Origin of the sequence: Burkholderia sp. Bp9016 (assembly GCF_003857765.1) — a bacterium.
GTDB lineage: Bacteria > Pseudomonadota > Gammaproteobacteria > Burkholderiales > Burkholderiaceae > Burkholderia.
Window position 1 is genome coordinate 124,310 of sequence record NZ_QTPY01000007.1, and the last position, 14,767, is coordinate 139,076.

Sequence of the window (14,767 nt, forward strand, 5' to 3'; positions counted from 1 at the left end):
AAGCGCGCACGCGTTGCGAACGCTCAGTGCAGGATCTTCGCGAGGAAATCCTTCGCGCGCTCCGACTTCGGATTCGAGAAGAAATCGTCCTTGCGGTCGTCCTCGACGATGGCGCCCTTGTCCATGAAGATCACGCGATGGGCGACCTTCTTCGCGAAGCCCATTTCGTGCGTGACGACCATCATCGTCATCCCTTCCTGCGCGAGCTCGACCATCACGTCGAGCACTTCGTTGATCATCTCGGGATCGAGCGCGGACGTCGGTTCGTCGAACAGCATCGCGATCGGGTCCATCGACAGCGCGCGCGCAATCGCGACCCGCTGCTGCTGGCCGCCCGACAACTGGCCCGGATACTTGTGCGCATGCGCCTTCAGGCCGACGCGGTCAAGCAGCTTCATGCCCTTCTCGTTCGCCTCGTCCTTGCCGCGGCCGAGCACCTTGATCTGTGCGAGCGTCAGGTTCTCGGTGATCGACAGGTGCGGGAACAGCTCGAAATGCTGGAACACCATCCCGACCTTCGAGCGCAGCTTCGACAGGTTCGTCTTCTTGTCGCCGACCGACTGGCCGTTCACGAGGATCTCGCCCTGCTGGAACGGCTCGAGGCCGTTCACGGTCTTGATCAGCGTCGACTTGCCCGAGCCCGACGGACCGCACACGACGACCACCTCGCCTTTCTTGACCTCGGTCGTGCATTCGGTGAGGACCTGAAACTGGCCGTACCACTTCGAAACGTTCTTGATGGAAATCATCTTGTGACCTTTTTCTGGAGACCCTTGACGAGAACAGACGCCAACGAGCAAATCACGAAATAGCATGCGCCCGCGAACAGGACCATCTCGACGGTCGTGCCGTCGCGATCGCCGATGTTGGCGGCCGTGCGGAAGAAGTCCGCGAGACTGATCACGTACACGAGCGACGTATCCTGGAACAGGACGATCGCCTGCGTGAGCAGCAGCGGCACCATCGCGCGGAACGCCTGCGGCAGGATCACGAGGCGCATGGCCTGCGCGTAGTTCATGCCGAGCGCGAACGCGGCGTTCACCTGTCCGCGCGGCACCGCCTGGATGCCGGCGCGGATGATCTCGGAATAATACGCGGCTTCGAACAGCGAGAACGCGACCATCGCCGAGGCAAGGCGGATATCGATCGTCGGCGACAACCCGAGCACGCCCTGCAGCAGCTGCGGCACGATCAGGAAGAACCACAGCAGCACCATCACGAGCGGGATCGAGCGGAACACCGTCACGTACGCTTTCGCGAACCACGCGAGCGGCTTCACGCCGGACAGCCGCATCAGCGCCAGCAACGTGCCCCACACGATGCCGACGACGATCGCGATCAGCGTGATCTGGAACGTGACGATCGCACCTGACCACAGCGTCGGTATCGCGCCGGGAATACTACTCCAGTCGAACTGATGCATCACTTGCCTCCGATGTAGCCGGGCAGCCGCGTGCGGCCTTCGATCCAGCGCATGAATGCCATCACCACGAGGTTGATGAGCACGTACGCGAGCGTGACCGCGATGAACGACTCGTAGGTCTGCGCGGTGTAGTCGACGAGCTGACGCGCTTGCGCGGACAGGTCGAGCAGGCCGATCGTCGACGCGACCGCCGAGTTCTTGAAGATGTTCAGGAACTCCGACGTGAGCGGCGGCACGATGATCCGGTACGCAACCGGCAGCAGCACGTAGCGATACGTCTGCCATTGCGTGAAGCCCATCGCGAGGCCGGCCGCGCGCTGGCCCTTCGGCAGCGCGTTGATGCCCGAGCGCACCTGTTCGCACACGCGCGCGCCCGTGAACAGGCCGAGACAGATGATCGATGCGGTGAAGAACTGCGTGCTTGGCGGCAACTGCTTGATCCAAGTGCCGATCGACGCGGGCAGCAGCTCGGGTATCACGAGGTACCAGACGAAGAACTGCACGATCAGCGGGATGTTCCGGAAGATCGACACGTACACGGTGCCGATCGCGGCGAGCCATTTGTTCGGCACAGTGCGCAGCACGCCGAACAGCGAACCGACGATCAGCGCGATGACCCAGGCGGCGAGCGACACCTCGATCGTCACCCAGAAGCCGGACATCAGCCATCCGAAATAAGTCGTCGGCTCGCCGGTCGAGACGGGGCTCAGGAAGATGCCCCAGTTCCAGTGGTAAGACATGGGCAAGACTCCAGCAAAAAGAAACGGAAGAAGCGTGGCCTCTTCCGTTTCAGTAGCGTCATTTCTGCATCAACGGCCGTGTGGTCAGTCGAGCGCCTTGTCGTTCGGGTTCGCGTACAGCTTCTTCATCGAATCGGACAGCGGGAAGTTCAGGTTCAGCCCCTTCGGCGGGATCGGGTTTTCGAACCACTTCGCGTAGATCTTCGCGGCTTCGCCCGACTTCTCGACTTGCGAGATCGCGTCGTCGACGACCTTCTTGAAGTCGGCATCGCCCTTGCGCATCATGCAGCCGTACGCCTCTTCCGATTGCGGCGTGCCGACGATCACCCACTCGCCCGGCTGCTTCGCCTTCGCGCGCTCGCCCGCGAGCAGCGCGTCGTCCATCATGAACGCGACCGCACGGCCCGATTCCAGCGTGTTGAACGAATCGCCGTGATCCTTCGCGCTGATGATGTTCATGCCCATCTGCTTTTCGTTGTTCATCTTGCGCAGCAGGCGCTCGGACGTCGTGCCGGCAGTGGTCACGACCGTCTTGCCCTTCAGGTCGGCGAAGTCCTTGATGCCCGAATCCTTCTTCGTCATCAGGCGCGTGCCGATCACGAAGATCGTGTCGGAGAACGCAGCCTGCTGCTGACGCTCGGCGTTGTTGGTCGTCGAGCCGCACTCGATGTCGACCGTGCCGTTCTGCACGAGCGGGATGCGGTTCTGCGACGTGATCGGGATGTTCTTGACCTGCAGGTTCGGCAGGTTCAGCTTCTTCTTCACCGCGTCCACGACCTTCATCTGGAATTCGCGCGAATAGCCGACGACCTGCTGGTTCTGGTCATAGTAAGAGAACGGGATCGACGATTCGCGGTGCCCCAGCGCGATCACGCCCGTGTCCTTGATCTTCTTCAGCGTGCCGGTCTCCTGTGCATGCGCGCCGCTCGCGAACGCGCACAGCGCCGCGACCATCAGGACTGCCTTGTGGTATTTCATTTTGGTCATCTCCTTGGCTAAAACCTGCGCCAGTGTATCAAAGTAATATTTTTGAAAGAACTGGTTGTTTACCGCATGACGACTCGCCCTGCGCGAAGCCGTCCTCCCGGCTTCGGGCACCCCGAATGCGCGCGCGGGCGGTGCCGGATTCGGCACCGCCCGCGAGGGCTCATGCACGCAATCGGGTGGATTGCGTCACGATTTGATCGAAGCCAACCGGCATGACCGTCGAGGCCGGCCGGCGACGCCCGATCAGGGGTACAGGCCGCGCATTTCGCGCGCCATCAGGATGCGCTTGCACGCGACGATGAACGCCGCCGTACGCACCGACACCTTGTGCTCTTCCGCGACCGCCCACACGCCGGCGAACGCTTCGCGCATCACGCGCTCGAGACGGTGGTTGATCTCGTCTTCCGTCCAGAAGAAGCTCGAGAAATCCTGCACCCACTCGAAGTACGACACGGTCACGCCACCCGCGTTCGCGATCACGTCCGGGATCACGAGCACACCGTTCGCGCTCAGGATGTCGTCGGCCGCCGTCGTCGTCGGGCCGTTCGCGCCTTCGACGATGATCTTCGTGCGGATCTTCGCCGCGTTCTTCTCGGTGATCTGGTTTTCCAGTGCCGCCGGGATCAGGATGTCGGTCTCGACCGTCCAGAACTCGTCGTTGGCCATCGGCTCGGCGCCTTCGAAGCCCGCAACGCCGCCCGTGCGTGCCACGTGGTCGAGCAGCTTGTTCGAGTCAAGGCCGGCCGGCTGATAGATCGTGCCCGTGTGATCCTGCACCGCGATCACCTTCGAACCCGCTTCCTGGAACAGCTTCGCCGCGATGCCGCCGACGTTGCCGAAGCCCTGCACCGCAATGCGTGCGCCTTCGATTTCGAGGCCCTTCTTCTTCGCCGCTTCGCAGCCGACTACGAACACGCCGCGGCCCGTCGCTTCCTTGCGGCCGAGCGAACCGCCGAGCGAGATCGGCTTGCCGGTCACGACGCCGGTCGACGTCTGGCCCTGGTTCATCGAGAAGGTGTCCATCATCCACGCCATCACCTGTTCGTTGGTGTTGACGTCCGGTGCCGGAATGTCGGTGTTCGGGCCGATGATGATGCCGATTTCGCTGGTGTAGCGACGCGTCACGCGCTCGAGCTCGCCGCGCGACAGCTTGCGCGGGTCGACGCGGATGCCGCCCTTCGCACCGCCGTACGGCACGTTCACGGCCGCGTTCTTCACCGACATCCATGCGGACAGTGCCATCACTTCCGACAGCGTCACGTCCTGGTGGTAACGCACGCCGCCCTTGCCCGGACCGCGCGACACGTTGTGCTGCACGCGATAGCCTTCGAAGTGCGCGACGGTGCCGTTGTCGAGCTCGATGGGCACGTCGACGATCAGGATGCGCTTCGGACGCTTCAGCGTTTCCAGCCAGCGCGACAGCGAACCGAGATACGGTGCGACGCGATCGACCTGCTGAAGGTAGTTGCCCCACGGGCCGAGATCGTCGGCATGAAGGTAGGACGGAATGGACTGCAGTTGCGAAGACATGGACGCTCCAACGTTCAACGGATTGCGCACATTGTCGAAAAACCCGTTTTTTTTATCCAATGCCGTTTGCTTATTCGATTATGCGTTTCTTGCATGATCGCGATTTTTCGCAAATCCGCGGTCGATTTGCGCAAGAACGCACGCGATCGGTCGTGCATCGCGTGCGTGAAAAATCGTTCTGGGAATATGCGGAACGCCCGCCGGACAGGCGTCCGACAGGCGTCGCAAGGCGCTCGTCAGCGAACGTGCGACCGGTTGCCGTCAATCCGTCGTTTCGCGCAGCTCGTCGCGCACGACTTCCCACAGCGCGCGCACGAGCTTCTGCCGCGGATCGTCGCCCTGCAGCGCGAGCTTGTCGCAGTAGAGCCGGATCTCCATCGTCAGCGTGAACGGATGCGTGCCGCCGCGCGCGGCGCGGTCGAGCCGGATCAGGCGGCCGCCGGCCACCGCGTCCTCGACCGCGCTGTGCGGCAGGAACGCAACGCCATGCCCCGCGAGCGCCATCGCCTTCAGCCCTTCGGCCATGTCGGTTTCGTACACGCGATCGAGGAACAGCGACGTCGGTGCGTTCGCGACGATGACTTCGGTCATCCGGCCGAGATACGCGTTCGGTGTATACGACAGGTACGGCACGCGCGCATCGGCCGTGCCCGGCAGCGTGTAGCGCGGCCGGCCCGCGCGGCCCGGCGCCGAGAACGCGCTGATCGGCTCCGCGCCGAGCACCAGCATGTCGTAGCGGGCCGGATCGAGCGCGACCGGGTGGCTGGGGTGGTGATAGCCCATCACCAGATCGCAGCCGCCCTCGACGAGCGACAGCACCGCGTCGTGCACGTTCAGCGCGCGCAGCCGCGTGTGGACCTGCCCCATCTTCGCCTCGATCCGCTGCAGCCAGCGCGGGAAATACGTGAGCGACAGCGTGTGCGGCACCGCGAACTCGATGGTCGGCACCGGCGCGCCGACGTGGCCGCGCAGCAGCGTGCGCGCCTCGTGCGCCTGCGACAGCATCGTCAGGGCCTGCTCGTAGAAGATCTGGCCGGCCTGCGTGAGCCGCGTCGGATAGACCGAACGATCGATCAGTTCGGTAGCGAGCCACGCCTCGAGCGCCTGGATGCGCCGCGAAAACGCGGGCTGCGACACGTGCCGCAGTTCGGCGGACCGGCTAAAGCTGCGCGTTTCCGCGAGCGAGACGAAGTCTTCGAGCCATTTCAGTTCCATGCAGGCGGGCGCGGCGGCGGCGGTCGGGAAGAAGTCTGCATTCTACCGGCGGGCGGGCCCAGCCGACCGTGTTGTCCATGCTCCGCCGGCCGTAGCCGAGCGGCCCGGCGATCCGGCGCGGGCGCTCGCCGGGGCGCCGATCGCCCGTCGCGGCGGCGGCCGGCTCCGGTCGGCCGGGCTCGACCCGCGCCAATGGTAAAATGTCGGATTCTCCTCCCCCTCGTTCGCCCCGGCTCCAAGGCCCGCCCGATCATGTCCGACACTCGTCCCGATACGCTTTTCGCCCTCACCGCGCTCTCGCCCATCGACGGCCGCTACGCCAGCAAGACCGAAGCGCTGCGCGACTGGCTCTCCGAAGCCGCTTTCATGCGCCACCGCGTCACCGTCGAGGTGCACTGGCTGATCGCGCTGTCGCGCGCCGGCTTCGCGGAAGTCCCGCGCTTTTCCGAAGCGTCCGAGCAATTCCTGCTGCAGCTCGCCGAGCGCTTCACCGCGCACGACGCCGCGCGCATCAAGGAAATCGAGCGCGTGACGAACCACGACGTGAAGGCCGTCGAATACTGGCTGAAGGAATCGGTGAAGGGTCAGGCCGAACTCGAGAAGGCCAGCGAATTCATCCACTTCGCGTGCACGTCCGAAGACATCAACAACACGTCGCACGGGATGATGCTCGCCGGCGCGCGCGAGCACGTGATCGTGCCGGCGCTGCGCACGGTGCACCAGCGCCTCGTCGCGCTGTCGCACGCGCTGGCCGAACAGCCGATGCTGTCGCGCACGCACGGCCAGCCGGCCAGCCCGACGACGCTCGGCAAGGAACTCGCGAACGTCGCCGCGCGCCTCGCACGCGCAATCGCACGCATCGAGAAGGTCGAGATCCTCGGCAAGATGAACGGTGCGGTCGGCAACTTCAACGCGCACCTGTCCGCGTATCCGGAATTCGACTGGGAAGCGTTCTCGCGCGACGTGATCGAAAACCGCCTGAAGCTCACGTTCAACCCGTACACGATCCAGATCGAGCCGCACGACTACATGGCCGAGCTGTTCGACGCGGTCGCCCGCGCGAACACGATCCTGCTCGACCTCGACCGCGACGTGTGGGGCTACATCTCGGTCGGCTACTTCAAGCAGAAGACGAAGGCCGGCGAAATCGGCTCGTCGACGATGCCGCACAAGGTCAACCCGATCGACTTCGAGAACTCGGAAGGCAACCTCGGCCTCGCGAACGCGACGCTGCGCCACCTCGCCGACAAGCTGCCGGTGTCGCGCTGGCAGCGCGACCTGACCGACTCGACGGTGCTGCGCAACATGGGCGTCGCGCTCGGCTACTCGCTGCTCGCATACGACTCGCTGATCCGCGGCCTCGACAAGCTCGAAGTGAACCCGCAGCGCCTGAACGAAGACCTCGACAACTGCTGGGAAGTGCTCGCGGAGCCGGTGCAGACGGTGATGCGCCGCTACGGCATCGAGAACCCGTACGAGCAACTGAAGGAACTGACGCGCGGCAAGGGCATCACGCGCGAAGCGCTGCAGGAATTCGTCGGCACGCTGGCGATCCCGCAGGACGCGAAGGACCGCCTGCTCGCGATGACGCCCGCGTCGTACATCGGCAAGGCCGTCGAACTCGCGAAGCGGATCGCGTAAGCGCCGCCGTCGCCGGACGGAAAAAAGCCCGATGCGAGCGATCGCATCGGGCTTTTTGTTGCCTGTCGCAGTCCGGTCAGAACGAGATCATCCGCCCCGGATTGAGCGCGCTCATCACGCTCATCGCCGCCTTCGCGGCCGGAATCGCGATCGGCGACAGTTGCCGGCCGAGCGGAATCTCGCGATGGTCGATGCCGGTCAGCATCGAGAAGTCGTCGTTGCGTCCGACGAAATCGTCGCAGATCGCCTTGCCGATCCGCACCGTCTGGGCGACGCCGTGCCCGCTCCAGCCCTGCACCATGTACATCGGCACGCGGCCGTCGGTCTTGCGGCTGTCGGTCGCGCCGTTCAGCGTAAAGTCGCTGACGCCGCTCCAGCAGTAGTCGAGCGCGAAGCGGCCGTCGTGCTGCGGAAACACCGTGTTCAGCCGCGTCAGCAGGTACGCGTTGACGTCGGGCTGGGTCCAGCACGTGCCGGTGCCCTGCCCGCCGAATAGCAGGCGGTTGCCGCGCACCGGCCGGTAGTAGTCGATCTGGAACTGCGTGTCGTACACCGGCATGCCGGCCGGCATCAGCGTCGCCACGTCGACGTCGAGCGGCGCCGTCACGCTCACGTACGTGAAGAACGGCACGGTCGTCGCGGCGCCGTCGTCGAGCAGCCGGAACGTCGTGTTGTGCAGCGCGAGCACGACGCCCTTACGGGCGATGATCGTGCCGCGCGGCGTCGTCGCGACCACGCCTGCGGGGGTTTCGTCGAGCTCGAGCACCTCGGTGCCTTCGTATAGCGCGCCCCCGTTCAGCCGGAAGCCGTGCGCGAGGCCGCGCACCAGCGCGAGCGGATGGAGCTGCCCGCCGAGCGCGTCGATTGCCGCGCCGTGGTACAGCCCGGAGCGCACATATTCGTCGTGCAGTTGATGGCGGCCGACGAGCGTCACGCCGGCGTCGCCGAGATGGCGGCGCGCGTCCGCGCCGTCGAGCAGCGCGCTCATGTGGCCCGGGTGGACCGCCGCCGTCACGTGGCCGCGGCGGCGGTCGAGATCGAGCGCGTAACGTGCGCCGATCGCATCGATCAGATCCATCGACTCGGCCGATGCGAAGCGCCACAGCCGCCTTGTGTCGTCGTGCGACAGGTGGTCGATCATGTCGGCCGCTTCCCAGCGCGCGAGGCCCGGCGTGAGCTGGCCGCCGTTGCGGCCCGACGCGGCCGATCCGACGTGGTGCTTGTCGACCAGGATCGTGTCGACGCCCGCTTCCGCGAGGTGCAGCGCGGCCGATGCGCCGAGCAACCCGGCGCCGATCACGAGCACGTCGCACACGGCGTCATGCGCGAGCGGCGCGCTGTTTTCATGGTGCGACAGCGACGCCTCGTACCAGTTGGCCGGACGACCGCCGTCGTAGCGCGACGGATCGCACCAGTTCCAGTTGTCTTTCTCGATATTCAGCTGCGTCTGGTCGAAACGCGATTCGCCCCGGATCAGGGGCTTGTGATTGGAAGTCATGATTGCACTTGCATGGTCTTGGGCCGCCTGTCGAAGAGCCTTGAGGCTTCGCGGGTGGGGCAGCCGGTTCCACTTGGGTGTCAACAAGATAAAGGGCGCGATGGCCCGTGTTGACGGCAGGCACGCTCGTGTCTGCCTGGATCCCGGACCGTGCAAAGCACGCATTGAGAGGTGCCGGGACACCCAATTTCTACACCGCAGAAATAATTCTACAGCGTAGAATACGCTTTCGTCAAGATTACAGCCACCCGCCTCGCCTTTCCCATGAAAGACAAACCCGCTCAAGGCCCGCGCGGCCTCGACAAGGACGCGATCGTCGCGGCCGCGCTCGCGCTGCTCGAAGAAGTCGGCGAAGCCGCCTTCAGCGTGCGCAAGCTCGCACAGTCGGTCGGCTGCGACCCGATGAGCGTGCTGTATCACTTCAAGTCGAAGGACGGCCTGAGCCGCGCGATCGCGAACGCGCTGTCGCGCTCGCTCGTGCCGGTCGACGACACGTTGCCGTGGCGCGAGCGGCTGCGCGATCTCGCGCGCCAGTACCGCGCGCTCGCGCTGCGCCATCCGGCCGCGTTCACGCTGCTGCAGCGTCACATGAGCACCGGCCCGGCCGATCTCGCTCACATCGAGGCCGTGCATCGCGCGCTGGTCGACGCCGGCATTGCGCGCGCGGCGCTGCCGTCGGTATGCGTCGGCTGGTATGCGAGCGTGATCGGGCTCGCCGCCGCCGAGGCCGGCGGCCTCACGCGGCCGGCGAACGACGTCGAGCTCGCGGAGATGCACGCGCTGTCCGACGCCGGGTACCCGCTCGTCAAGTCGGCCGCGCCGCTGTATGCGCAGCTCGATCCGGCCGCCGTGCACGACACGATGCTCGACGTGCTGCTCGCCGGCATCGCACAGCACGCGCGCACTGCCTGAGCGCTCGCGAGGTCGGAAACGACAAAGGCGCCCGGACGGGCGCCTTTGTCACTACTGCATCACGATTGCCGCGAACTGCGCTCAGTGCTGCTGCGCGAGGCCGATCTTCACCATGACCTCGTCGACGATCTGTTCGGGCGTCAGCTCGATGCCGACCACGATCGCTTCGTCCTCGCCCGGTTCCTCGAGCGTGTCGAGCTGGCTTTTCAGCAGCGACGGATCGAAGAAATGGCCGGTGCGGGTCTTCAGGCGCTCGTGCAACACCTCGAACGAACCCTTCAGGTACACGAACCGCACGTCGGTGTCGGTGCCGCGCAGCACGTCGCGGTACGAACGCTTCAGCGACGAGCACGTGAACACGGCCGTCTCGCCGGCATGCTGCTTTTCCTCGATGGCCGCGCGGATCGTGCGCAGCCACGGCCAGCGGTCGTCGTCGGTCAGCGGAATGCCGTGGTGCATCTTTTCCTTGTTCGCCGCGCTGTGAAACGCGTCGCCGTCGGTATAGCTGCACGACAGGCGCTCCGCCAGCATTTCGCCGATTCGCGACTTGCCCGCGCCCGACACGCCCATTGCGATCAGAATCATTGACTACCCCTTGTTACAGAACCATGCTCAGCAGCAACGTGAAACTGAGACCGAGCACCGAGATGATGGTTTCGAGCAGCGACCAGGTCTTGAACGTCTGACCGACCGTCATCCCGAAGTATTCCTTGATCAGCCAGAAACCGCCGTCGTTCACGTGCGAGAAGATCAGCGAACCCGAACCGGTGGCGAGCACCAGCAGTTCCGGGCTGACCGTCGTGCCGGCCGCCGCGGCGATCGGTGCGACGATGCCGCAGGCCGTCGTCATCGCGACCGTTGCCGAACCCGTTGCGAGACGCATCAGCGCCGCGACGAACCAGCCGAGCAGCAGCGGCGACAGGTGCGCGTGCTTCGCGGTCTCGACGATCTGCTGCGAAATCCCGCTGTCGCGCAGGACGCCGCCGAAGCCGCCGCCCGCGCCGACGATCAGCGTGATGCCGGCGATCGGCGCCAGACACTCGCCGCAGAACTTCTGGATCTGGTCGCGGTTGAAGCCCTGCAGCTTGCCGAACGTGAAGAAGCTCACCAGCACGGCGATCAGCAGCGCGACGTCGGAGTTGCCGGCAAAGCGCAGCAGGTTGTTCGGCAGCGACTTCGGCGCGAACACCAGGTCGGCCCAGCTGCCAACCAGCATCAGCACGACGGGCAGCAGGATCGTGAACAGCGTGATGCCGAAACCCGGCAGCTCGCGCGTGCGGCCGTTCGAGTGCGTGTCGACGAACTGCGACGCGAGCGGGTTGTTTTCCGGCAGCTTCACGAACTTCGAGATCGTCAGCGCGAACAGCGGACCCGCGATGATCGCGGTCGGCACGCCGACGATCAGGCCGAACGCGATCGTCTTGCCGATGTCGGCGCCGTATTGCTGAACGGCCAGCAGCGCAGCCGGGTGCGGCGGAATCAGCCCGTGCACGACCGACAGGCCGGCCACCATCGGCAGGCCGACGACGAGCAGCGATTTGCCGGTGCGCTTCGCGACGTTGAATGCGATCGGGATCAGCAGCACGAAGCCGACTTCGAAGAACACCGGCAGACCGACGATGATCGCGACGAACATCATCGCCCAATGAATGTTCTTCTCACCGAACCAGTCGATCAGCGTGGTCGCGATCCGCTCGGCCCCGCCCGATTCGGCCATCATCTTGCCGAGCATTGTGCCGAGGCCGACGACGATCGCAATGTGGCCGAGCGTGCCGCCCGTGCCCGCTTCGAACGACTTGACGATCTTGTCCATCGGCATGCCGACGGCGAGACCCAGGCCAAGCGAAACGATGATCAGCACCAGGAACGGGTAGATCTTGAAACGCGCGATCATCAGGATCAGCGCGGCGATCGCGATCAGCGTGAATACGAGCAGCATGCTGCCTTGGACAGCCCCCATGTGGCACTCCTCCTTGGATTGTTCGAACCGGGCGAGTTGTAGCGAGTATGCCCGGCTATGCAGGTCTCCGAAACACGGGGGGTACCCACCCCGCGAGGACGCTGAATTTTACTTATCTTTACGGTCCGCGGATAGAACCGGTTCCATCAGCAAAAACCCTCGGTAAAACAAGCACTAAGCGCCTGCTTACCGAGGGTTAAATCATCATTTCGTACAAGTCTTACCGGGGGAGCTGGCTCGCGGCTTGCGCGAGACGCGTGACTTCGGCCCAGTCCTGCGCCGCGAGCGCTGCCTTCGGCGTGAGCCACGAGCCGCCGACGCACACGACGTTCGGCAGCTTCAGGAAATTCGGCGCGCTCTCGACCGTGATACCGCCCGTCGGGCAGAACTTCAGCGCCGGGAACGGGCCGTGGAACGCCTGCAGCATCGGCACGCCGCCGGCTTGCTGCGCGGGGAAGAACTTGACGATCTCGTAGCCGAATTCGAGTGCCTGGATGATGTCGCTCGGCGTCATCACGCCCGGCAGCAGCGGCAGGTCCGCGTCGAGCGACGCGAGATGCAGATCCTTCGTCAGGCCCGGCGACACGCCGAACTTCGCACCCGCGCGCTTCGCCTGCGCGCAGTGCTCGGGCTTCGTGATCGTGCCGACGCCGACGACGATATCGTCCGCGAGCTGGCTCGCGCGCTGGATCGCCTCGAGGCCCGCCGGCGTGCGCAGCGTGATCTCGAGCACCTTGACGCCGCCCGCGTGCAACGCGCGCGACACGTGTTCGCCCTGCTCGACCGAGTCGAATGCGAGCACCGGAATGACCGGGCCCAGCTTCACGATTTCCGCAATCGTCTTCATTGATTTGGCTCCTTGAAATTCACGCGGCGACGTGGACGGCCGTTTCGCCGACCAGCGTCCCGAAAACCGATGCGCCCTGCTCGGCCGGCGCGGCAGCCGCGCGGAACACACCGAACAGTTCGCGCCCGAAACCCGTCTCGTTGTCGGCCTGGTGCAGCGGCTGCGCGACCGGGCGCGCCTGCCATTCGGCTGCGTCGATCTCGATGTCGAGAACGCCCGCGTCCGCGTCGATCACGAGCGTGTCACCCGTCTTCACCTTGCCGAGCGGGCCGGCCAGCAGCGCTTCCGGCGACACGTGGATCACCGCCGGCACCTTGCCCGACGCGCCCGACATGCGGCCGTCGGTGACGAGCGCGACATGGAAGCCCTGATCCTGCAGCACGCCGAGCAGCGGCGTCAAACGGTGCAGCTCGGGCATCCCGTTCGCGCGCGCGCCCTGGAAACGCACGACCGCGACGAAGTCGCGCTTCAGTTCGCCGCGATCGAACGCTTCCTGCACGGCTTCCTGCGAATCGAACACGATCGCGGGCGCCGTCACCTTGCGGTGCTCGGGCGCGACCGCCGAAATCTTGATCACGCCGCGGCCGAGCCGGCCCTGCATCAGGCGCAGGCCGCCGTCCGGCTGGAACGGCTCGCGAATGCCGCGCAGCACCTTCGTGTCGTGGCTTTCGGTCGTGCCGTCGACCCACGTCAGCTTGCCGTCGATCAGCTTCGGCTCCTTCGTGTAGTGCGACAACCCCTTGCCCGCGACCGTCGTCACGTCTTCGTGCAACAGCCCGCCTTCGAGCAGGTTGCGCACCAGGAACGCGACGCCGCCCGCCGCGTGGAAGTGGTTCACGTCGGCCTTGCCGTTCGGGTAGATCTTCGCGAGCAGCGGCACGGCGGCCGACAGCTCGTCGAAATCGTTCCAGTCGATCAGGATGCCGGCCGCGCGCGCAATCGCGACGAGGTGCAGCGTGTGGTTGGTCGAGCCCCCCGTCGCGAGCAGCGCGACGATCCCGTTGACGATCGCCTTCTCGTCGATCACGTGGCCGATCGGCGTGTACTGGCCGCGCTCCACCGTCAGATCGAGCACGCGGCGCGCAGCCTCGGCCGTCAGCGCGGTACGCAGCGGCGTGTGCGGATGAACGAACGCCGAGCCCGGCAGGTGCAGGCCCATCAGCTCCATCAGCATCTGGTTGCTGTTCGCGGTGCCGTAGAAGGTGCAGGTGCCGTGGCCGTGATACGCAGCCGATTCGGCTTCGAGCAGCGCGTCGCGGCCCACCTGGCCGGTCGCGAACTGCTGGCGGATCTTCGCCTTGTCGTCGTTCGACAGGCCGCTCGTCATCGGGCCGGCCGGCACGAAGATAGTCGGCAGGTGGCCGAACTGCAGCGCGCCGATCAGCAGGCCCGGCACGATCTTGTCGCAGATGCCGAGGCAGAGCGCCGCGTCGAACATGTTGTGCGTGAGCGCGATCGCCGTGCCCATCGCGATCGCCTCGCGCGAGAACAGCGACAACTCCATCCCGGGGTTGCCCTGCGTGACGCCGTCGCACATCGCCGGCACACCGCCGGCGAACTGCGCGACGCCGCCGTTCTCGCGCGCGGCGGCCTTGATGATGTCGGGGAAACCCTTGTACGGCGCGTGCGCGGACAGCATCTCGTTGTACGAGGACACGATGCCGATGTTCGGCTCGCGGATCGCCTTGATCTGGAACTTGTCGCTGCCCTCGAGACCCGCGAAGCCGTGGGCGAGGTTCGCGCACGACAGCGCGCCGCGGGCCGGGAACTTGCCTTGCGCGCCGGCGATGCGCTGCAGATAGGCGGAACGGGTCGATTGGCTGCGGGCGATCACGCGGTCGGTGACTTTCGCCAGAGTGGGGTGCAGCGACGTCATGCTGGGCGCTCCTGTATGCCGGACGACACCGGCGGTTGGAATCGTGGGGACGATCGAGTGCGTCGAACGAACGAAGCAAGTCTAGTAGAAAAACTACACGCGCGCAATGCGGATCGATATACACGCAACCCTTATTCC

13 protein-coding genes are annotated in these 14,767 nt (G+C 65.5%); 2 read left to right on the top strand and 11 right to left on the bottom strand.

Annotation, left to right across the window (positions count from 1 at the left end):
- Nucleotides 1-23: 23 nt before the first annotated feature.
- From DIE13_RS10825 to DIE13_RS10850, 6 genes are all read right to left on the bottom strand, one after another.
- The gene (locus tag DIE13_RS10825; protein ID WP_124827134.1) at nucleotides 24-749 is read right to left on the bottom strand and encodes an amino acid ABC transporter ATP-binding protein; all 726 of its coding nucleotides are present in this window, start codon (nucleotides 747-749) and stop codon (nucleotides 24-26) included.
- Nucleotides 746-1,423, bottom strand: a complete 678-nt coding sequence (gene gltK / locus DIE13_RS10830; RefSeq protein WP_124827135.1) for a glutamate/aspartate ABC transporter permease GltK — start codon at nucleotides 1,421-1,423, stop codon at nucleotides 746-748. The genes DIE13_RS10825 and gltK overlap by 4 nt, the downstream gene beginning before the upstream one ends.
- Nucleotides 1,423-2,163, bottom strand: coding sequence for an amino acid ABC transporter permease (locus DIE13_RS10835; RefSeq protein WP_124827136.1), 741 nt, complete (start codon nucleotides 2,161-2,163; stop codon nucleotides 1,423-1,425). Before DIE13_RS10835 ends, gltK begins: the two co-directional genes overlap by 1 nt.
- A gap of 84 nt (nucleotides 2,164-2,247) precedes the next feature.
- On the bottom strand, nucleotides 2,248-3,141 hold the full coding sequence (locus DIE13_RS10840) for a glutamate/aspartate ABC transporter substrate-binding protein (RefSeq protein WP_175750751.1): 894 nt from the start codon (nucleotides 3,139-3,141) through the stop codon (nucleotides 2,248-2,250).
- A 252-nt stretch (nucleotides 3,142-3,393) separates the two neighbouring features.
- Nucleotides 3,394-4,680, bottom strand: coding sequence for a Glu/Leu/Phe/Val dehydrogenase (locus DIE13_RS10845; RefSeq protein WP_124827138.1), 1,287 nt, complete (start codon nucleotides 4,678-4,680; stop codon nucleotides 3,394-3,396).
- A 261-nt stretch (nucleotides 4,681-4,941) separates the two neighbouring features.
- Nucleotides 4,942-5,895 carry a LysR substrate-binding domain-containing protein gene (locus DIE13_RS10850; RefSeq protein ID WP_124827139.1) on the bottom strand — a complete coding sequence of 318 codons (954 nt, stop codon included), beginning with the start codon at nucleotides 5,893-5,895 and terminating at the stop codon, nucleotides 4,942-4,944.
- A gap of 252 nt (nucleotides 5,896-6,147) precedes the next feature.
- Between DIE13_RS10850 and purB the strand changes: the two genes are divergently transcribed.
- A complete protein-coding gene (gene purB, locus DIE13_RS10855) occupies nucleotides 6,148-7,536 on the top strand; it encodes an adenylosuccinate lyase (RefSeq protein ID WP_124827140.1) in 1,389 nt (462 codons plus the stop codon).
- Nucleotides 7,537-7,612: 76 nt separating this feature from the next.
- Here the strand turns inward: purB and DIE13_RS10860 are convergent, their stop codons facing one another.
- Nucleotides 7,613-9,034, bottom strand: a complete 1,422-nt coding sequence (locus DIE13_RS10860) for an FAD-binding oxidoreductase (protein ID WP_124827141.1) — start codon at nucleotides 9,032-9,034, stop codon at nucleotides 7,613-7,615.
- 264 nt (nucleotides 9,035-9,298) lie between these two features.
- Between DIE13_RS10860 and DIE13_RS10865 the strand changes: the two genes are divergently transcribed.
- Entirely contained in the window at nucleotides 9,299-9,946 is a 648-nt protein-coding gene (locus tag DIE13_RS10865; protein WP_124827142.1) for a TetR/AcrR family transcriptional regulator, read from the top strand.
- An 81-nt stretch (nucleotides 9,947-10,027) separates the two neighbouring features.
- Here DIE13_RS10865 and DIE13_RS10870 read toward each other — a convergent pair whose 3' ends face one another.
- The 4 genes from DIE13_RS10870 to edd all read right to left on the bottom strand — a co-directional run bounded on the left by DIE13_RS10870 (nucleotide 10,028) and on the right by edd (nucleotide 14,629).
- On the bottom strand, nucleotides 10,028-10,531 hold the full coding sequence (locus DIE13_RS10870) for a gluconokinase (protein WP_124827143.1): 504 nt from the start codon (nucleotides 10,529-10,531) through the stop codon (nucleotides 10,028-10,030).
- Nucleotides 10,532-10,544: 13 nt separating this feature from the next.
- Nucleotides 10,545-11,906 carry a GntP family permease gene (locus tag DIE13_RS10875; RefSeq protein WP_124827144.1) on the bottom strand — a complete coding sequence of 454 codons (1,362 nt, stop codon included), beginning with the start codon at nucleotides 11,904-11,906 and terminating at the stop codon, nucleotides 10,545-10,547.
- 220 nt (nucleotides 11,907-12,126) lie between these two features.
- On the bottom strand, nucleotides 12,127-12,753 hold the full coding sequence (eda, locus tag DIE13_RS10885; RefSeq protein WP_098549762.1) for a bifunctional 4-hydroxy-2-oxoglutarate aldolase/2-dehydro-3-deoxy-phosphogluconate aldolase: 627 nt from the start codon (nucleotides 12,751-12,753) through the stop codon (nucleotides 12,127-12,129).
- A 19-nt stretch (nucleotides 12,754-12,772) separates the two neighbouring features.
- Entirely contained in the window at nucleotides 12,773-14,629 is a 1,857-nt protein-coding gene (gene edd, locus DIE13_RS10890; RefSeq protein WP_124827145.1) for a phosphogluconate dehydratase, read from the bottom strand.
- Between the last annotated feature and the right edge of the window lie 138 nt (nucleotides 14,630-14,767).